Consider the following 19,933-nt stretch of genomic DNA (forward strand, 5'->3'; position numbering starts at 1 on the left):
CGGTCTTTGCGGTGGGTCAGCTTCGCTGGCCCCACCCCATGGGCTTCAGTTTACCTTGGACAGGATTGACAGCATGTGTTCGAACCTTGAGCCGGCGAGGGAAATCTGATCGAGAATGCTCTCATCGAGCTCATCGTCCATGATTTGGTCGCGGTGCAAGCCTTCCGTGCTGCGCATGCGGCCCATGGTCGAGCGCAGTCGATCGGCCAAAAAAATTGCGATAGCCTTGTAAAAGCGGCCGGCAAATCCGTTATCCCGTCGCAGACGCGCGTCGATCGCGGCCTTCTCCACCGCCAGCACTCTTGCACCGCCATGCGCCAGGATTGTTGCGGAGGGCGGCGATGAATCGACAAAGGACATTTCGCCCACCACCTCACCGCGACCCAGGCGGGCAACCTCGCCGGCGCCTTTGACCTGCACGCCCATTTCTCCGTCCAAGACGAAGTAGAGATCTTGGGTCGCCACACCCTCGTTGATCAGAACCTCACCCTCCTTACAGGTCCTGATGCGCCCCGTTCGGGCGAGCCATTCGGCATCTTCATCGTTCAACTGGCCAAGGATGTAGAGAACCTTGCGCATACCATCTCCTAGAGCAATTGCCGGCGGGCGAGGTGACTGAAGGTGCCGCCCGCGCTAATCAGGTCGTTGTAAGTGCCACTTTCGACGAGGCTGCCACGATCGAGGACGATGATCCGATCGGCCTCTTTGATGGTGCTCAGACGATGCGCAATGACGATGCGCGTAACCTCGAGACTGGTCAGGCTACGGGTGACGATCGCCTGGGTCCGGTTGTCCAGGGCGCTGGTTGCTTCATCGAACAGAAGGATCCGCGGTTTTCTGACCAGCGCTCGGGCAATCAGGATCCTCTGCCTTTGCCCACCCGAGATGGTCATCGCGCCGTCGTTCAGGACGGTGTGCATGCCCATCGGCATGCTCTCTATTTCTTCTGCCAGGCCCACCATTCTGGCCGCAGCCCATGCATCAGCAACGCCAAGACCGGAGGATCCGACGATGTTGTCGTAGATCGAGCCCGCGCTTAAGCCCCCATTCTGCAACACGATGCCGATCTGGGACCGGAGCGACGCAAGCTCGATCCCATGCGACGGGATACCATCATAAAAGATCTCGCCAGTATCCGGTGTCTCGAAGCCCAGGATGAGGCGCAGTAAGGTGGATTTGCCGCTCCCAGAAGGCCCGGTGACCGCGATGAAGTCGCCCGGCTGTATCTCAAGATCGAGGTTTTTCAGAACGAGGGGGCTATCCATGCCGTAGCGGAAACTGACATTGCGGAACACAAGATTGCCGGTGAGTTGTGGTGATGACCCCCGACTGGTCGAGGCATCATCTGGCACGGCTTTCAGCACGGGGGCTGTGCGTTCTGCCAAGGGGGCCACGCTTGCCAGATGGGTAAACGCCTCGACTGTTGCCTTCAATCCGGTCGTCATCTGCCCGAAGGCGGTCGTGAAACCGATAAAGGCTGCGGCCGTCAAAGGCTCGCGCAGCGCGGTGGAAGCTGTGCTTCCACCTGACGGCAAGAGAGCAAGCAGCGCCGCTTGCTGCTGATCAGACTTCATCAGCCACAAAAGCGTGACATAGATCATCAGCAAGGAAAACCACGGCATCAGTGCCAGAAGTGCTGCATGCACGGACTGGATGGATCTTGACGTGGCAAAAGCCTTTCGGTGCTCAAGGCTCTTCCAGGCCCATTGGGCGAGAGCCAGTTTCTCCGCGTGGGCGGCGCGCAGCTTTGTCATGCCGATCAGCAATTGAAGCACGAAACCTTGGTTCCGGCCCCGGATCGCTGCTTGGCGTCTTTCCTGTGCAAGCTGCCTGAAGGAGAGGATTGCCGATACGGCAAGAAAGAGGGCAAGGACGGCGATGCCCGTCAATGCCAGTCGCCAGTCGAGGAACACCAGCACCCCGGCACTTGCGATCACTCCCATCCCGCCGAAGAGTCCGGACATGGTCGCGCCGGTGATCATCTGGCGTGCCTCTTGAATGCCCAGCACCCGTTCCGTCAAATCACCTGCGGAATAGGCCCGAAAGAAATTCACTGGAAGTCTTAGAAGGCGCTGGAAAAGCGCAGCCTGTATCGACGAATCCAGACGCGTTTCTATCCGTGCGACGCAAAGGCTGCGCATCAGTTCGAAGGCGGACTGGCCAAAGGCGAGCGCGACCAGTGACGCCAGCATGAATAGCAGATTGGCCCGGTCACCAGCTGGCACGACATGCTGAAAAAGCATGGTGGCTGCGATCGGCGGGACCATGACCACCAAACTGGCGACCAGCGCCACGGTGATTGTGGCGACAACATCGTAGCGTGTGCCGGAAAAGCCAAACCGCATGGTTTCGAGGAGGCCCATGGGGCGATCCTCAAGCGACGGATAGATCTGCAGCGCGCCCGTTGAAACCTCTTGCGCAAGCGGTTTGGTCAGGCGACGCATACCTTCATGCGTCACCAGCACCCAACCGCCGCCTTTGCCCGGAACCAGGCCTGCCGGCGATCCGTCCTTCAGCGTTGCAAGCATCGCAGTGCCGTCACGGTGCCACCAGTCGTGGTCGAGCATCACCTGGCGATAGTAAAGGCCCGCAGATCGTAAAAGCGGCTCGTAAGAGCCCTTGTCGCCCAGGGCCTCGAGATCCCGTCGCAGAGCTTGTGATACCTCCAGTCCACTCGTCTGCATGACGGCAACAAAAACCGAAAGTCGGGCAGATGACATCTGACCGGTTTTCGGCTCCCTCAAGGTCAGCAGATCCGAAAGACTTTTGCCAAGGCTTCGGTCCATGGCCTGACGGCGGATGTTCAGCCGATCTTCGAGCTGGGCGCCATGTTGAGCCGCCTCGCGATCAAGTTGCGACAGGACCTCGCCACCGATGAAGCAGAGGCCTTCTGCCAAAATCGCGTGGTCGGGGCACTCGGTTGATACCTGCAGGGTCGCATCGGAAATGGCGGTCACTGAGGTCGTCGAGGTGATCGGCAGTTCAAGGCCATCTGGCCAGGTTCGGTCGCACCAGGTCGCGGTTCCGTCCAAGGGGCGACCGAAGCAGAGTGTCCGATGAGGTGCAGAGACTGTCATGCCCTGAGGTAGATCGAACTCGCCCGTCAACAGGATGCGATCAGTCCAGCCCTGCGGCGTCTGGCCCAGGACCCCGATCATCGCCTGAACCCAAGACATGACGGCTTCCGGCGGTGGCTTTGGGGCGCCTGCCTCGCAGACCGCAAACTCCGAACCAAGAGAACCGATGGCGCACAGACGATGCTGGCCGAAAGAGACGGCTGGAAACAGATATTCACCGACCTCGATACGGAACAGATGCCGTCTGAGACCGTCTCCGCTTATCGCAAAAAGATCGGCGTAACCACGCATCAACCTGTAGAAGCGGTCGGTCTCATCAAGAAACAGGGGTCTGTTGGCGCCACCGGCAATGGTCGCTTGACGTTCAGCCATGACCCGCCCCCTCAGCAATCAGCGCCGCATATTCTCCTGCAGCCGCCATCAGGGTTTCATGGTCACCGCGTTCGACGATCCGCCCGTCCTTCATGACGATGATCTCGTCACAGTCTCGGATCGTGCTGAGCCGATGAGCGATAATGATGGTCGTGCAGCCGCGTGCCCGGAGATTATCGTCAATCCGCTTTTCCGTCGCCGGGTCGAGCGCGGAGGTGGCTTCGTCGAGGATGACAATGGATGGCTCGGCGGCCAGAACGCGGGCAATTTCCAGTCTTTGGCGCTGCCCTCCCGAGAAGTTGGTACCCCCTTCATTGACCTGAGACAGGAGCTGGCCCTTACGCATGATGACGTCATCGAGAACGGCGGCATCAGAAAGTGCCCGGATAAGGCGCCGATCCGAGACGCCCGGGTCCCAAAGGCTGAGATTATCCTCGACCGTGCCTTCGAACAGGAAGATCTCCTGGTCGACATAGCCACATATCGCCGCCCGGCGTGCTGGATCCAATTCGTTCAGCCCAATCCCCCCGATGGAAATCGTGCCTGACCACGGAGTGAACAGACCTGCCAGGAGGCGACCAACCGTGCTTTTGCCGCTGCCGGACCCGCCAACAAGTGCCACCCGCGCACCCGGTCTTAATGTCAGCGAGAACCCATTGACGAAGGGAGGATCGAGAGGACTGTAGCCGAAGACCAGGTCTTCGGCTCGCAATTCGAAATTGGCTGGTGTTGCATCCTCAGCCTCAAAGTGCGCAGCAGGCGCCCTCATAAGGTCATCGGCACGATCAATATCAGCCTTAACCATTTGTATTTGACCGGCAAGCTGTACGAGGCTGGCGATGGGGGTGTAGAAGCTGACCGCCAGGGCCTGAAAGGCAATCAGGGTTCCCAGCGAGATTGCGCCGTCCATGACACGCAGCCCGCCCAAGCCCAAAACTGCTGCGGCTGACAAGGCAGAAAGAAGCCCAGGCACGATCCCAATCAGGGCCTCCACCCTGCCCTGGCTGCTGCGCAGGCTTAAAAGCCGGGCCTGATGCCCCGCCCAGCGCTGGAATGCCTCCCGTTCCGTTGCGGATGCCTTGATGGTCTCGATAGCTCGGATCGCGCCGACCGTCGCCGCAATCAGTTTTCCCGACTGCGCCGCTTGCAGCCGGGCATTACGGGACTGAAGACGGTTGGATACGCTGAGCGTGAGGAAATAGATGCATTGCAGGAGAATGATGGCGACAGCCAGCACCGGGTCAAGCAGCAGCATGACGCCTGCGTAGACGATCATGCTCAAGAGGTTGAAAATGCTTGTTGCAAACTGTCCTGACAGAAGACTGGCCAGCTTTTCATTGGCGTCCAGCCGATTTGCCAGTTCGCCGGGATGACGCTGAGCGTAAAAGCTCATCGGAAGGCGCAGCATATGCCAGAGCATTTTCGTCGCTGGAAGAAAGGCAAGGCGGACCTCCAGCCTTGCCAACAGCATCTGTTGCAGCAGGACGAGCGCCGCCTGCGCAAGCGTGATGGTCGCCAGGAGGACAGTGAATGGGATGATCCAGTCTGTCTGTCGGGTAGTCAATATGTCATCGACAAAGACCCGGGACAGCACCGGTAGAGCGACCCCGGGCACGACCAGGAGACCGGATGCGATGATGATCTGCGGCAAGAGCGCCCGGGTGCCTGCGAGCCGTTGCGCAAGTGCTGAAAGAACGGATGGCTGCGCTCCTGAGGGTTCGAAGTCGGCGCCTGGTTCACATGCAATGACGACACCGGTAAATGCCTGGCGGAGCTCATCCAGAGGGATCTTGCGCCGACCAGTCGCGGGATCGTTGAGATAGGCGAAACTTGCGTTGAGACCTTCAAGAACCACGAAGTGGTTGAAGTTCCAGTGCAGGATGGCGGGCCATGGAACTTCATGGAGTTGTTCAGGCTCCTTGCGAAACCCCTTCGCCGTCAGGCCTACTCTGCGAGCAGCCTTCAAGAGGTTGCTTGCTCTCGTGCCATCACGCGAGACACCGGCCATTTCACGCAGTCGCTCGAGGCCTATATGCATCCCATATGACGCCAGGATCATGGCGAGACAAGCGACCCCACATTCGGTCTGTTCGATCTGCAGAATAGTCGGCACCGGCTTGCGCCGCTTGGCATGAGGTCGTGGTGCCATGTTACGCACTCGTGAGTCTGCGAAGCATGGGAACCAGGAAATCAATCGGAGCGCGCTCTTCGATCGTGACCTTGGCTTTGCCGATGGCACCATGGCTGAGCGCCTGGGCCGGGCCTGGTCCTCCAACCCAACGATAGCCGCTCGCCGCAAACGGATCTGGATCAAGCGTTATCACCGCCGTGAAGGGGGCCCCATCTGACGAGAAACTGGAGACCAGCGTGTCGTTCTGCAGGATGGCGCGCATTCCCTCTCGGGTCGCCGGAAAATCGGAGACAGAGCGGACAGAGCCGGTCAGCATTCCCCATTGCTCGCGCGGCAGACCGGAAATTTCGATGTCGACGCGCATGCCCGGCCGCACCCGTTTGCCACTGGCCGCTGGCAAGAAAAGCCGCATTTCCAGGCCGCCATCGCCCGTTGCGATGCTTGCGACCGGTGCTCCGGACACGACAAAGGTGCCGGACGGGACCTTCCATTCGACAAGCGTTCCAGACTGAAGCGCCCGAACCTTGCCGAATTCACTCAGCGTCTGCGCGAGTTGATCCCGCTCTGCCTCAACCTTGCTGACTTCCTGATCAAGCGTGCTGATCAGACGCCGGCTCTCGGCATCCGAGGCAAAGCCTGAGGCCTCCATCTCCAGAAGGCTGGCTTCGACATTGGACAGATCCTGGGACGCAAGCTCTATTTGTTCGCGCGTCTGCTGCAAGGTTGCAACCGCCAGCGCACCAGTGGCGACAAGATTTTCCTGCCGCTTCAGTTGCGCCTGATAGGCCTCGAGGCGCTGCCGGGCGTCTCGTGACCTTCCTTCATAGGCAACACGTCGTGCTTTCGTATTGGAAAGTCTTGCCTGACGCAGCTGTTCTTCATCCAGCAATGCTTGCTGCCGGTTTGCAATCAGTGTTTCAAGGCGACGGTTCATGTCGGCCAAACGTAGCGCAATATCAGGTTGCTCGATCCGCGCGATCGTCATTCCCGGCGTGACAGCCGCACCAGCTGCCACACCTTGCGTGACAAGAGTGCCCGATGCGAGCGCGACAGTGTCGATCACGTTCCCCCCGGAAAGGAGCAATATGCCCTGCCCATCGACACGGGAGGGGATACGTCCAACCACGCTCCACAATCCAAACAGCAAAGCGAGCCCTACAAATGCCGTGACCGCAATCCAGGTCCCTCTGGAATTGATTTGCACGGCTTCATCAAGCCGTTCAGGCGACGCGAGCTTCTGGAGCGCCTCCTGGCGAAAGAGCTTGTCAGCGCTCATCGACCAAGTCTTCCCGCTGCATTTTCATCATGGTGTGGCTTACCCCTTCAGCCAAAACAGTAATTTGAGGATCTATCGGATCTCGATTGCAAGTGCGACCAATCGGTTTCGAACAGCGAGGCCAAATCTGGGCGCAACGGAGAGATACGTCGCAGATCACTTTTCATCAGCAAGCTGCCGCTTCACATTGCCGGCCAATCAGGTGCCGGGAGATTCCGGTGACCAAAGGTGCGTGGTGATGATCAAGGACAAGACACACAGAGGAACGTCACTGCTTGCTGACGCAGCCTCCCTAACGGCCGCCTCACCCGGCGAGGCTCGGCTCCTGTCTCTTCAAGGCAATGCCAGCCTGTTTTCTCAACTGACCTTTCCGCGCCTGCGTCCATTGATGGCGGAACTTCCGACCCAATGGTTTGCGGTTGGCGCGGTCGTTGCGGGACTACCGGTAGGACTGGCACTGGGCTTCGTGGACGATGAGGGGCAGGCCGAACTGGTGTCACTGATTGTTGCAACAGCGCTCCGCCGCAGGGGGCTGGGCAAACGGCTTCTTGAAACCTGGATGGCGGACGCGGTTGAGCACGGCGCGCTCTCCATGTCCGTGCGATTTGTGGATCGCGGACCAAGGCATGAAGCACTTTGTACTCTCCTGGTCCGGGCCGGCTGGACAGCGCCAGTCGAAGACGGGCTTTTCGTTCTTGGAAGAGCCGGCCCCATGGTCCAGGCCGTCGGAAGCTGGGCGCCGGTTTCCGGCAAGCTGACGAAGCAATCCCTTTATAGTTTCGATCCACTCTTTCTGACCGCCGCCGACGAGCAAAGGGTCAAGGATCTGTTGGCCCTTGACGACGCTGCGCAAATGCAAGGACCGTTGCGGCTTTGGCCGCGACTGGAGCCAGAACTCTGTTGCCTGGTGCGCCGTCAGGGGGAACTGGTCGGCTGGGTACTGGCAGGCCCCTCCAGCGAGCGCTGGCAAACCTTGTCCGACTCACAGACCTTGAACGGCACTCCAACCGATCCCTTGATCGAGTACTTTGAGGCCTTTCTCGATCCGAGCTATTGGCACACGGCCATCGCCGTGGGTGCCTATTTTCACTGCTACAGGAAGCAGGTTGAGCTCTTCGGCCCCCAGTCGCTTGCCCTTTACTACACCGACACCTCGCGGCCACGCATGGTCCATTTGACCCGCCGCCGCTTTGCCCCGATCGCTGACAGGGTAGACACCATCTTCAGATCATGTGGACCCTCAAGCGTATATCCCGCTCACGATTGACAACTAGAAAGGAAATATGATGTCGATTGATGCTTTGGAAAGATTCTACGAACACGTGCGCAGTGACGAAGCCCTGGAGGCGCAGGCGACCAGTGCTTTGCAAGAGGGGGCGGACGCCGTCGTGGCCCTTGGAGAGCGCGAAGGCTTCTCGTTCACCAGCGAGGAGCTGAGCGTCGCATTGGCGCATCACGCAAGTATGAACGACGAGCTGTCTGACGATGAACTGGAACTGGTCGCCGGCGGCGTTCCAGCGCGCCCCAGCATAAAACAGCTAGGAGCCAATAAGATCACTTTTGGTTGAGAGCTAGCGTTTATATCAACCTCTCAATGGCATACCTGACAATGAGAGGCAATAAGATCTAGCAAAAAGAGAAGACTGGGGGAAGCAGACGTGACATCAGGGTCTGCTTCTCCTGAGGTCTCACCCGCTGCGGTTACCTGCGTAATGCACGAACTCTACCTGATCAATCCGGCAGAAAACGCTCCGGGCTATTTTGGCCTGGAGGTTCTCGGCGCATGGACGGGTGTCAATGCGACAGCGATTGCCGATCTGGCAACCCCGACAGTCGCAGCCTTCGCCCCTGACAACTGGAAGGTGACGATCTGCGAGGAGCGTCTCGATCCTGTCGATTTCTCCCATCCGGCTCGATACGTCGGCATCACGGGAAAAGTGACCCAACAGGCCCGGATGATCGAGCTTGCGGCCGAATTCAGACACCGCGGCAAGATCGTGCTGATCGGGGGCTCCTATGCCTCTTTGTCGCCGGATGCCCTGAGAGAGCATTGCGACATTCTCGTCATCGGCGAGATCGAAGAGATTGCCGGCGAGCTCTTCGAAGACCTCGCCTTAGGGAGATACAAGTCCACCTATCAAGGAGGTAAGCCTGCGCTTGTCGATTCACCTGTGCCGCGCTGGGACCTTTATCCGCTCGAGCGGACCTGGTCTGCACAGGTCCAGACGTCTCGCGGGTGTCCGTTCGACTGCGAATTCTGTGACGTGATCCAGTATCTCGGGCGCAAGCAGAGATGGAAGGAGCCGGACCAGATTACCGCTGAACTCGATATCCTGCGTGATCGCGGTGTTCGCGGTGTCTTCTTCGCTGATGACAATCTGACGGTGATGCGACGACGCACCAGAGCGCTACTTGAACGGCTTCTGGACTGGAATACGCGCCCACCGGACGAGCGCCTAGCTTTCGCTACGCAGGTATCCATCGATATCAGTCGCGACCACGACATTCTCGCATTGATGCGAAATTCCGGTTTCGAAACCCTGTTTGTCGGCATCGAAACACCCAATGAACAAAGCCTCGCCGAGGCAGGCAAGCGCCAGAACCTGCGGCACGACATGATTGCTCAGGTCGAAACGATCGTTCAACATGGCATGATGGTGTATGGGGGCATCATCGTCGGCTTCGATCAGGATGGTGTCGATATCTTTGAACGGCAGTTCGACTTTATCCAGAGCATGCCTCTTCCTCTGATCAGTCCAGGAGTGCTCGTCGCGCCCGAGACAACCCCGCTGTATGCCCGTATGTTGAAAGAGGGACGCCTGACTGAAGGGGCCGATCACTCAGCATCGCTCGTGAGCACGAACATCATTCCAGCCACGATGAGCAGGGAGCAATTGCGATCGGGAATGACGTGGCTTCTCAACCGATTATTCGCCCCCATTCACTTCATGACCCGCCTTGAGCGTTATGTGGCTCTTTCCGGCGAAAGGAAGGACTTCCAGCGCCAAGCGCTTTTCGCCGGGCCAACAGCGTTGCTCGCCCGGGAGCTTGTGAAGCGAGGACCGGCTGAATACGCTCTGGTCAGGGCCTTTGACCGAGCATCTGTTGATCGTCCCGATCTGGTCGTATCACTGACCACGATTTTCTCCCTTTACTGTCAGGCCCGTCATATGCTGGAGGTTCAAGACCTGTGGCAGCCCGATCTTGCAGGCTTCGAGCGGCCTTCACTTTAGGCGATGCCTTTTTACTCCAGCCACCGCCGAGAGTAGCAAGCGAGCCACTTGAAAGACGGTAGCCCGCTGACGATCGCGCGCGGTCCGAGACGCCGGTTCTCCAACCGGCGACTGATGTTCCCGTTGGCCGTGCAACAAGCCTGGAGCCGATCATGATTTCCGCCGTTTTCGAAAAAAGACGGGGCGCACTCCAGGGGATCAGAGCATGGGTTAACGGTCTTGTGAGATCCGCCCATAGCGCAAATCCGCAAATCCGGGTTCAGTTTCCTGCGTCTGGATGTTTGGTTGCGGCGGCTCGCTTCAACGAATGGCATAAAAGGGCTGTTCTGCGGCCCTCCTGCCTCTGCATTCGCAAAGCCGAGAATACCGAACAGCTCGCCGCGTAGCTCAGCATGAACCTCGCCCCGCTTGGTGCCGGGTGTCAGCACGATCTCGCCGATCAGCGAGCGCAGCGCCTCAGCCGCCTGCCTGCCGCCGTCTGGATCGTTTAGCGCTTCCGTTAGGCGCTCCACCCGCAAGCGGTAGAGATTGGCGACGTTCGGATGAATGTCTGGAATGTCGTCCGGGGTCTGTGACAGGCGGGCGGTGATGTCCGCCTTCTGTCGTTCAAGATCGTCCATGCGCGCCTTCATCGACGGCTGGTACATGCCGTCCTCAATGGCAGAGATAATGCCGGCGATGGCCTTCTCGACCTTCGTGAGGATTTTCCGGTCGATTGCCGCCTGCGCACGCCGGTCGTGGTTCAGCCGGTTCATCTCCTCGGCATAGGCTTTCACGGCCTCGGCTACCGCTTGCGACGAGACCAGCTTGTCCTTGATGCCTGACAAAACCCGCGCCTCAATCTTCTCGCGGGTGATGGACCTGCCGTTGTCGCAGGTGCCGCGCCTGTGATGGTTGAGGCAGGCATAGCGGCCCGGTGTGATGATGCCGAACTTGCCGCCGCAGCATCCGCAGGTGAGAAGACCGGTCAGGAGAGAAACGGGCCTCACCGTCAGATGCAGCCGCTTCATCCGCCCTTCGAGCGTATTGGCCGGGTTCGGGCCGAAGATCGCCGAGATCTGCTTCTGTCGGTTCCGGACTGCCTGCCAGAGATCGTCTTCGATCATTCTCAGATGTGGCACTTCGGTCCTGATCCACTGGCTCTCCGGGTTAGGGCGCGAGACGCGCTTGCCGGTGGACGGGTCCTTGATGAAGCGCTGGCGGTTCCAGACGAGGACACCGGTATAAAGCTCGTTGTTGAGGATGCCCGTGCCGCGCGAGACATGACCGCGAATGCTGGTGTCGCCCCATGCGCGTCCAAGCGGGCCGGAAATGCCTTGGCTGTTCAGATCCGTTGCAATCGCCTTCGGGCTCTTGCCGTTGGCGAACTCCCGGAATATGCGGCGGATGATCTCCGCTTCCTCGGCAATGATCTCCCGGTCACCCCGTACCGGTTCGCCGTTGCCATCAAACTGTTTGAGGACACGGTAGCCGTAGCAAAGCCCGCCACCTGCCTTGCCCTTCTCCACCCTGCCCCGCAAGCCGCGATGCGTCTTCATCGCGAGGTCTTTGAGGAACAGCGCATTCATCGTGCCCTTGAGGCCGACATGAAGCTCGGAGATTTCCCCCTCGGCCAAAGTAACGATAGTGACACCCGCAAACTTCAGGTGCTTGTAGAGTGTGGCGACATCGGCCTGATCGCGGCTGATGCGATCCAGCGCCTCGGCAATGACCACCGTGAACAGGCCGCGCTGCGCATCTCTCACCACCTGCTGGATGCCATGGCGAAGAATGGTGCTGGAACCCGATATCGCCGCATCCTGATAGCTGCCTACCACCTGCCAGCCTTCGCGGCGTGCATGTTCATCGCAAAGGCGAAACTGGTCGACAATCGAGGCTTCCCGCTGGTTGTCGGATGAGTATCGGGCATAAAGGGCAACACGGGTCATCGGCATGTTTCCTTCTCTCAGATCGGTTCATGCATAGGGCGGCTGCTCGGTCCCTGGTGGACATTGCGGGTGCTGTCTTCAGCGCCCGCACCCCGCCTTTCCTGCTTCGCGACCAACCGCCGGGGCGAAGACGCTCGGTCAAGGCTGGCGCGGCACGCGCCACCGCAAAGCGGCTTGGGCCTTGAGGGAGTGGCTTCGACCTGGCTGACTCCCCGCAAACAAGCAAAGGAGGGTCTAGTCTCGACCGGAATCGTATGCGCAAGCGGCGCCTTGGCGCAAGGCGTTTCAGGCGGATTACAGGCAGTGACACCGAGACTATTCCGCCTCAGGTTCGTCCCTGCCCGCACAGTTGTCGCCGTTGTCATTGGCCGCCACCCGCGCCGCATGGTCCGCCCGCGCCATCTGTCGTCCGATCAGGCGGGCAATGTCGATGACGACCCGTTCAAGGTGTTCGCCAGCGGCGCGGCGCGGTTCTTCGACACAGCCGTCCGCGTTGTTCGCAGGGCGTGCATTGTCGTTTGCTGCCCCCTGCCCTTTCTCGTCTCCGTCCATGTTCGACCTGCCTTTCCCGGATGGAAAGACCATGTAAGAACCAGAGACCGGACGAGGAAAAGCAGGAAATTACCGCCCGTCGCAGGCTATCGCAAAGCGTCGAAGGAACAGCGAAAATCTTCGCCGCTACGTCTTCGCCTTGGGGAATCGTCGCACGCATTTGTTGGGAGACACTACGCGCCGGCCTGACGTGCGAGACCATCTAGTCTGATGTAAGCGTCATCATGCTTCACGCTTTGGTCTGCTGCTGCACAGTCGTCTAGCAATTTTCTGAGGTCGCGTGGCACGGGATAGGCGTCTGGGTCGATTAGGACGTTAGCCAACTGAATGAACGGCAAAGGATATTGTGCCACCATTGCATCATGCTTTTCGTCCAACCGCAGCGTATGAGAGATTTCATACAATTGATAAGGGATCAAATAGTCGGAAACCCTCGCCACGGCGTTCGGCATTGCATTGCCGCAATCGAGGATCATGTGGACTAGGTTTTGTGATGTTTGCTTATCACGAAGGCTGGCATCTAGCGGCCAAATTGCGGAAAACAGCGGGCCCACAACCTCATTCCATAAATTCGACCGCGATGACGGCTCATCGTCTGTGCTGTCGTCCACATCTGACATGACACGCCAAAGCATCCAACTTACATGACTCCGAAGACTTGACGGCCCTATTGTCAGCAATCGCCTCAGTTCGGCATCTGCAAATTCGAATTCCGCACCTTCGCCACGATGGTGCCAAATGGCGACGCTGACCAGACTTGCAAGGATGCTTTGTAGTTCGTTGTCCCCCAGCTTTCGCTTTTCGATCGCTTCAAGCATGGCTGGCTTAAGCCGGTTGAAAACGTTTGCTGCGCCGATGCGACTTCTTGCATATCCCTGCCACATCGCCTTTGCTTCATGGTGATCCCATCCAAGCTTCGGTATCAGGTTCTGATACGTCCAATTTGGGTCTACAAAATGCAAAAAGTTCAATCGTTCGGCTATCAGGACCCTCGCTAGCAATCCTGCACGTCCGTCGGCGGTTATCATCTGGTTGAATCGATCACGAAAACTCTCAGGCAAGCCAGAGTCTTTCGCCGGCTGCGATGCACCTAGCGCATCCAACAATGACCAAGCAAGTATCCCGCCCGGTCGGTTAAGAACCTCAAACATCAGATCGGAATCGTCGTCAGGCTCATCGGAACCTGCTTCCGTTTCTGGGTAAGCCAACGCCCCCATCTCGTCCCAAAGTGCAAGGAAATGCGGTCCGATGGCTGCACGCTTGCGCTCAAGCCATTGGGTGGCAGGTGTCAAGATTTCCAACAATGTTGCATTTGGCATGTCTAGAACTGCGTTGGCCAACCTTTCTTGAAAGTCGGTCGCTTCGACATTCATCGCCGCATTGATGAGACTGCGCCATGCTTCGGAATTCCAATTCTTTCCTTCAGCTTCGGACAGCAGACCCCGTAAGGCCCGACCCGGGTCGGCAGCACAGAATACCCGCCAGATGTCGCCTTGCTGGAAGTTATCCTCACGTTGAAGACGCATAGCCTCTTCAACCAAGCGCTCCTCTGAAACGTTGGCTAGTTTTTCAGCTTCACCATCGGGTCCCGAACGCACTTCCATCCAATGGCTAAAGTCGTCTCTTTCGTCAGGCCCACTTACCCATTCGGGATGCCGCCCCCGAATTTGCTCCAACACGTCAACGCTGTGTTGGGTTTGACCTGAGCCCCTGAACTTCCTCCGGAATTTGGTAGAGTCCGTCACATGAGGGAGACGGACGAATGAAGCGTTCACGGTTCACAGAAGAACAGATCATCGGGATATTGAAGGAGCAGGAGGCGGGCGCGAAGACGGTTGATGTCTGCCGCAAGCACGGCATCTCGGATGCAACCTTCTACAAATACAAGGCGAAGTATGGCGGCATGGACGTGTCAGATGCTCGCAAGCTGAAGGCGCTTGAGGACGAGAATGCCAAACTGAAGAAGCTTCTCGCCGAAGCCATGCTGGACAATGCGATCCTGAAGGATGTCGCTGCAAAAAATGTATGGTCCGCCTCGTCCGTGCAAGGGTTCGCGACATCGTAAATGACGATTCCAGTTGCATAAATGTATCCGGCCTCTCGCGAGTGGGCTGCGGTTGCAGCCAGGCCATGATGAGATCCGCACACGCCGTTCCCAATAAATGGTTCGGGCACGAAAGCCCGCTTTTTTGCACAGGGCTTACGGCATGTTGATCCACTGTTTCGTCATCACTGTTCCCGAGCCTTGCAATCGAACCAAAAGCGTCAGGTGAAGGCAGGGTCTCTGCGTTCGTAGAGCGCTCCAGGTTTGGTCAGGACGACCCAGACTATCCGGGCCATTTTGGCGGCAAGTGCGACAACAGCTTTGTTTGGATGCATTCGGGCTTGAAGACCATCCAGCCAGCTTCCCAGTCGATCCTTTGTTCGGTCGAGGTGTCGGAAGCAGGATCGGGCACCATGGACCAGCAGTTTACGGACATACCGGTTGCCTCGCTTGCTGATCCCGAGGAGCTTCTGCTTTCCTCCGGTCGAATATTCTCGCGGCACAAGGCCCAGCCATGCGGCCAGATCACGCGCTTTCTGGAACTGTCTGCCGTTTCCAATAGCAGCAAGCAGTGCTGTCGCACCGAGAGCTCCGATCCCGGGGATTGTCATGAGCCGACGTGCAGCATCCTCTCGATCAGCGACTGCTTCGATCTCGCGCGTGACATCAGCAATCCGCTTTTCCAACTGACGCAGATCGTCAAACAGCTCGCCGAGCAGTTTGCGCATTGCCGGCGAAAGATCGTTTGCTGGATCTTTGAGAGCTTCGGGCAGGTCGAGCTTGAACAGACCAGCACCCTGCCGTAGCGCCACACCATATTCGAGGCAGAACGCCCGCATCTGGTTTATCAGGCGCGTCCGCGTGCCGATCATCTGGTCACGCACCCGGTGCAGGGCTTGAAGGTCGGCCTGTTCCTCAGTCTTGAGTGCAGCAAATCGCATCGTTGGTCGCGTGGCGGCCTCAGCGATCGCCTCCGCGTCGATGATGTCACTCTTATTCGACTTGACGTATGGCTTCACAAACTGGGCTGGGATCAGCCGTACCTTGTGACCGAGTGCCTGGATCTTCCTCGCGATCCACTGAGACCCTGCGCAAGATTCCATCCCGACGATCGCCGGTGCTGCCCTCTGGAAGAACTGAAGCAACGTGTCCCGTCGGAACCGAACGCGTTGGACGACCGTACCGTCGCTCTCCAATGCGACGACGTGGAAGATGTTCTTCCCAATATCAATCCCGTAGACCGCCGCGGGACGCGGTACATTGCGTTTAGGCATAGCAACAACCTCCTTTGGTTTGACCGCCTCATGATGCGGCAGGAGGACGAGGCGGACCATCCCATTAATGGTGACGCCCGATGTGAAGCGGAATGCGGTGGCTCACGTCTGTGCGCAGCATGGAGTGAGCCAGCGTCGGGCGTGCGAGGTTTTGTCGGTGGATCGGTCGAGCATGCGATATCGCAGTGTGCGGCCAGACGATGCATCCATCCGTGAGGCGATGAAGAAGGTGGCATCTGAGCGCCGACGCTTCGGATATCGCCGCATCCACGTCATGCTCGACCGGCAGGGGATCGTCATGAACCTGAAGAAGCTTCGGCGTCTCTATCGGGAGGAGAAGCTGACGGTGCGCAAGCGTGGTGGCAGAAAGCGGGCCTTGGGGACAAGGCGTCCTCTGGCTCTGCCCTCACGCCCCAATGAGCGCTGGAGCCTGGACTTCGTCAGCGATGCCTTCACCGACGGCCGCCGCTTTCGGGTACTGGCCGTCGTCGACGACTTCACCCGTGAATGCCTGTGCCTGGTCGCCGATACATCCCTGTCAGGCGCAAGGCTTGCCCGCGAACTGGATAGCCTCATCGCCAGACGGGGAAAGCCGAAGACGATTGTCTCGGACAACGGCACGGAGATGACCAGCATGGCCATCCTTAAATGGTGCCAGGAGACAAAGGTCGAATGGCACTACATCGCCCCAGGCAAGCCGATGCAGAACGGCTTCTGGCCTGCTGCCGGTTTTTCGGACACCGAGTTAGGCTAATCCCACTTTGTTTTCAAATTCCATAGGGCTGAGGTAGCCCAGTGTCGAATGGCGACGCTTTGGATTGTAGAAGCGCTCGATGTAATCGAACACGTCCGCCTTTGCATCGTCCCTGGTCCTGTAGACCTTGCGAGCTGTCCTTTCCGTTTTGAGTGATGAGAAGAAGCTTTCCATCGCGGCATTGTCCCAGACATTGCCGGATCGGCTCATCGAGCATGTGATGCCGTGGTCGGCCATGAGACGCTGGAACTGCTCGCTTGTGTATTGGCTACCCTGGTCCGAATGGTGGAGGAGCGCATCTGGCTTGCCTCTGCGCCAGATGGCCATGATCAACGCATCTGTAACGAGCTGGGCTGTCATATTGGTGCTCATCGACCAGCCAACAACACGTCGCGAGAACAGGTCGATGACGACGGCCACATAGAGCCAGCCCTCAGCCGTCCATAGATAGGTAAAATCGGCCACCCACTTCTGGTTCGGTCTTGCTGCCGCGAACTGTCGGTCTAGCACATTCGGCATGATGACAGGGCGCTCACCGTCGTCTTTCGGCAAGCCACGCCGTCTCGGCCTTGCTCTCAATGCATTTTCCCGCATGAGACGCTCGACGCGATGCAGGCCACAGGAGAGGCCTTCGGCGAGGAGGTCGTGCCAGACACGCCGCGCGCCATAGGTGCGGTCGCTATCCTTGAAGCTGTCCTTGATCTTGTCGAGCAGAGCCTCGTCATACCGGGCATGCTGGCTCGGAGACCGGTTTAACCAGGCATGAAAGCCGGAACGCGATACACCCAGCGCTTCGCAGAGCCATGCCACCGGCCAGATCGAACGGTGCTTTGCAATGAACGCGAACTTCATATCACGTCCTTCGCAAAGTAGGCGGCGGCCTTTTTTAAGATGTCACGCTCCGCCTTCAGCTTGGCCACTTCTTTCCGAAGCCTCTCGATCTCAAGCTGCTCAGGCTTCATCTGTCCCTGACCAGGAAACGCCTGTGCTGGGTCCGAACCATATTCCCTGACCCACTTGCGCAGGACATTCTCATGAACATCCAGATCGCGGGATGCCTGCGCAACGCCGACCCCACGCTCTCGAACCAATCTCACCGCCTCAAGCTTGTACTCGCGGCTGAACTTCCTTCGTTGCATTAATGCACTCCAGTTTCATTGGAAGCACCTTAACTCGGTGTCCAAGAAACCGGCAGCAGGCCATTCGTCGAAAGCTTCAACGGCAGCTTCCGTGACGAATGCCTGAACGAGACGCTGTTCTCGTCGCTCACCCAGGCCCGCACCGCCATCACTGCATGGAAGGAGGATTACAACAGGAACAGACCCCACTCGTCGCTGGGCAATATCACCCCCAGCGAGTTCGCAATGAAAATGGCTATGGAAAAACAGGCCGCATGAGGCCAGATTGAAAACCCAAGACTCTCCCGAAATTTGGAGGGAAGTCGGGTCTCAGGTCATCTGGTGCAGATCCAACGCGTATACGGGCAAAGCCGCATGGCTGCCAGATCCAGCGGCCTTCCACGTTTTACACACAAAACCGCCTACGGATGACAGAGACGGCCCAAAAACGCAAAAACCGCCCCCTAGATGGGAGCGGTGAGACTTTTATGCTGGAACTGGTTGCGGGGGCAGGATTTGAACCTGCGGCCTTCAGGTTATGAGCCTGACGAGCTACCGGGCTGCTCCACCCCGCGCCAAGAGCGCAACTATGTTTGTTGCGCTTGAGAGATTTTAGCAAGCAAAAAAGGCCGCTTGCTGCGGCCCGATGTTTTCGGCTTGGGCCGACTTTGTGTTGAGAAGATTGCGGTATTTGCGATGCAAAACCGGAGGTATTTGCTTTTGCAAAACCTGACAACATTGCCATTAGCAGACCTGGCAGCGACCTACTCTCCCGCGTCTTGAGACGAAGTACCATTGGCGCTGGGGCGTTTCACGGCCGTGTTCGGAATGGGAACGGGTGCAGCCACCCCGCCATGACCACCAGGTCGGCTAAGGGCAATGTTGTTGAGAAGCTGGCACAGGGATTTCCTGTTTTTAGTTTTGAACACGTATTTGGCATCATCGCCCGGCTTTGTCCGGGCCGATGAGCATGGTCAATGAGAACGATCAAGCCAATCGAGCTATTAGTAACGGTAAGCTTCATGCATTACTGCACTTCCACACCCGTCCTATCAACGTGGTCGTCTTCCACGGCTCTGATAGGGAATACTCGTTTTCAGGTGGGTTTCCCGCTTAGATGCCTTCAGCGGTTATCCCTTCCATATATAGCTACCCTGCTATGCCGTTGGCACGACAACAGGTCCACCAGAGATATGTCCATCCCGGTCCTCTCGTACTAGGGACAGATCCTGTCAATATTCCTACACCCACGGCAGATAGGGACCGAACTGTCTCACGACGTTCTGAACCCAGCTCACGTACCGCTTTAATTGGCGAACAGCCAAACCCTTGGGACCTGCTCCAGCCCCAGGATGCGATGAGCCGACATCGAGGTGCCAAACAACCCCGTCGATATGGACTCTTGGGGGTCATCAGCCTGTTATCCCCGGCGTACCTTTTATCCGTTGAGCGATGGCCCTTCCACACGGGACCACCGGATCACTATGACCGACTTTCGTCTCTGCTCGACTTGTCAGTCTCGCAGTCAGGCGGGCTTATGCCATTGCACTCGACGACCGATTTCCGACCGGTCTGAGCCCACCATCGCGCGCCTCCGTTACTCTTTCGGAGGCGACCGCCCCAGTCAAACTACCCACCATACACTGTCCCGGATCCGGATGACGGACCGCGGTTAGACATCCATGACGATAAGGGTGGTATTTCAAGGATGGCTCCACTCAAACTGGCGTCCAAGCTTCAAAGCCTACCACCTATCCTACACATGCCGACACGAATGCCAGTGTAAAGCTATAGTAAAGGTGCACGGGGTCTTTCCGTCTGACCGCAGGAACCCCGCATCTTCACGGGGAATTCAATTTCACTGAGTCTATGTTGGAGACAGCGGGGAAGTCGTTACGCCATTCGTGCAGGTCGGAACTTACCCGACAAGGAATTTCGCTACCTTAGGACCGTTATAGTTACGGCCGCCGTTTACTGGGGCTTCGATTCAAAGCTTGCACCTCTCCTCTTAACCTTCCAGCACCGGGCAGGCGTCAGACCCTATACGTCGTCTTGCGACTTCGCAGAGCCCTGTGTTTTTGATAAACAGTCGCTACCCCCTGGTCTGTGCCACCCCATTACACTTGCGTATAAAGGGGTCACGCTTCTTCCGAAGTTACGCGTGCAATTTGCCG

Annotated in this window: 12 protein-coding genes, 1 tRNA gene, 2 rRNA genes and 3 pseudogenes (1 of these 18 cut by a window edge); 6 read left to right on the plus strand and 12 right to left on the minus strand. The window is 58.1% G+C overall.

Translation table 11 applies throughout. The annotated features are described in order from the left end of the window. Positions 1-45: 45 nt before the first annotated feature. Genes D4A92_RS03265 through D4A92_RS03280 form a run of 4 tightly spaced genes read right to left on the minus strand, consistent with a single transcriptional unit; the run spans position 46 to position 6,856 of the window. Positions 46-579: a cyclic nucleotide-binding domain-containing protein gene (locus D4A92_RS03265; protein ID WP_203018080.1), complete on the minus strand. Its 534-nt coding sequence runs from the start codon at positions 577-579 to the stop codon at positions 46-48. Positions 580-587: 8 nt separating this feature from the next. After that, positions 588-3,449, minus strand: coding sequence for an NHLP bacteriocin export ABC transporter permease/ATPase subunit (locus D4A92_RS03270; RefSeq protein ID WP_203018081.1), 2,862 nt, complete (start codon positions 3,447-3,449; stop codon positions 588-590). Beyond that, positions 3,442-5,598 (minus strand): NHLP family bacteriocin export ABC transporter peptidase/permease/ATPase subunit, encoded by a 2,157-nt coding sequence (locus D4A92_RS03275; RefSeq protein WP_203018082.1) that lies wholly within the window; start codon positions 5,596-5,598, stop codon positions 3,442-3,444. The genes D4A92_RS03270 and D4A92_RS03275 overlap by 8 nt, the downstream gene beginning before the upstream one ends. Position 5,599: 1 nt before the next feature. Next, entirely contained in the window at positions 5,600-6,856 is a 1,257-nt protein-coding gene (locus D4A92_RS03280; protein ID WP_203018083.1) for an NHLP bacteriocin system secretion protein, read from the minus strand. Here D4A92_RS03280 and D4A92_RS03285 point away from each other — a divergent pair. From D4A92_RS03285 to D4A92_RS03295, 3 genes are all read left to right on the plus strand, one after another. After that, positions 6,843-8,123, plus strand: coding sequence for a GNAT family N-acetyltransferase (locus D4A92_RS03285; RefSeq protein WP_203018084.1), 1,281 nt, complete (start codon positions 6,843-6,845; stop codon positions 8,121-8,123). The genes D4A92_RS03280 and D4A92_RS03285 overlap by 14 nt on opposite strands. Before the next feature lie 19 nt (positions 8,124-8,142). Further along, the gene (locus D4A92_RS03290) at positions 8,143-8,424 is read left to right on the plus strand and encodes a Nif11-like leader peptide family RiPP precursor (RefSeq protein ID WP_210346541.1); all 282 of its coding nucleotides are present in this window, start codon (positions 8,143-8,145) and stop codon (positions 8,422-8,424) included. A gap of 294 nt (positions 8,425-8,718) precedes the next feature. Then, complete coding sequence (locus D4A92_RS03295) at positions 8,719-10,089, plus strand: radical SAM protein (RefSeq protein WP_203018088.1); 1,371 nt, start codon at positions 8,719-8,721, stop codon at positions 10,087-10,089. Between the two features lie 11 nt (positions 10,090-10,100). Here the strand turns inward: D4A92_RS03295 and D4A92_RS03300 are convergent, their stop codons facing one another. The 3 genes from D4A92_RS03300 to D4A92_RS03310 all read right to left on the minus strand — a co-directional run bounded on the left by D4A92_RS03300 (position 10,101) and on the right by D4A92_RS03310 (position 14,110). After that, complete coding sequence (locus D4A92_RS03300; protein WP_203018090.1) at positions 10,101-12,017, minus strand: recombinase family protein; 1,917 nt, start codon at positions 12,015-12,017, stop codon at positions 10,101-10,103. Positions 12,018-12,332: 315 nt separating this feature from the next. Then, positions 12,333-12,569 carry a hypothetical protein gene (locus tag D4A92_RS03305; protein ID WP_203018092.1) on the minus strand — a complete coding sequence of 79 codons (237 nt, stop codon included), beginning with the start codon at positions 12,567-12,569 and terminating at the stop codon, positions 12,333-12,335. A 173-nt stretch (positions 12,570-12,742) separates the two neighbouring features. Continuing rightward, on the minus strand, positions 12,743-14,110 hold the full coding sequence (locus tag D4A92_RS03310) for a hypothetical protein (RefSeq protein WP_203018093.1): 1,368 nt from the start codon (positions 14,108-14,110) through the stop codon (positions 12,743-12,745). A 221-nt stretch (positions 14,111-14,331) separates the two neighbouring features. On the opposite strand from D4A92_RS03310, the pseudogene D4A92_RS03315 reads away from it, so the two are divergent. Further along, positions 14,332-14,595 (plus strand): annotated as a pseudogene (locus tag D4A92_RS03315) (transposase); the annotation flags it as partial. 239 nt (positions 14,596-14,834) lie between these two features. Here D4A92_RS03315 and D4A92_RS03320 read toward each other — a convergent pair. Beyond that, positions 14,835-15,887: an IS110 family transposase gene (locus D4A92_RS03320; protein ID WP_203019825.1), complete on the minus strand. Its 1,053-nt coding sequence runs from the start codon at positions 15,885-15,887 to the stop codon at positions 14,835-14,837. Positions 15,888-15,954: 67 nt separating this feature from the next. On the opposite strand from D4A92_RS03320, the pseudogene D4A92_RS03325 reads away from it, so the two are divergent. After that, positions 15,955-16,602: pseudogene (locus D4A92_RS03325) on the plus strand (IS3 family transposase); the annotation flags it as partial. 30 nt (positions 16,603-16,632) lie between these two features. On the opposite strand, the gene D4A92_RS03330 reads toward D4A92_RS03325, so the two are convergent. Continuing rightward, positions 16,633-17,780 (minus strand): IS3 family transposase gene (locus D4A92_RS03330; RefSeq protein ID WP_203016721.1). Its coding sequence is split into 2 segments (ribosomal slippage): positions 16,633-17,534 and positions 17,534-17,780, totalling 1,149 coding nucleotides; the frame shifts between segments, so codons are not numbered across the junction. 63 nt (positions 17,781-17,843) lie between these two features. Between D4A92_RS03330 and D4A92_RS03335 the strand changes: the two are divergent. Beyond that, positions 17,844-18,038: pseudogene (locus D4A92_RS03335) on the plus strand (integrase core domain-containing protein); the annotation flags it as partial. A 219-nt stretch (positions 18,039-18,257) separates the two neighbouring features. On the opposite strand, the gene D4A92_RS03340 reads toward D4A92_RS03335, so the two are convergent. The 3 genes from D4A92_RS03340 to D4A92_RS03350 all read right to left on the minus strand — a co-directional run. After that, positions 18,258-18,334, minus strand: a tRNA-Met gene (locus tag D4A92_RS03340). A gap of 176 nt (positions 18,335-18,510) precedes the next feature. Beyond that, a 5S ribosomal RNA gene (rrf, locus tag D4A92_RS03345) occupies positions 18,511-18,625 on the minus strand. Between the two features lie 117 nt (positions 18,626-18,742). Next, positions 18,743-19,933, minus strand: a 23S ribosomal RNA gene (locus D4A92_RS03350) (it continues 1,609 nt past the right edge of the window).

Origin of the sequence: Rhizobium rosettiformans (genome assembly GCF_016806065.1) — a bacterium.
GTDB lineage: Bacteria > Pseudomonadota > Alphaproteobacteria > Rhizobiales > Rhizobiaceae > Allorhizobium.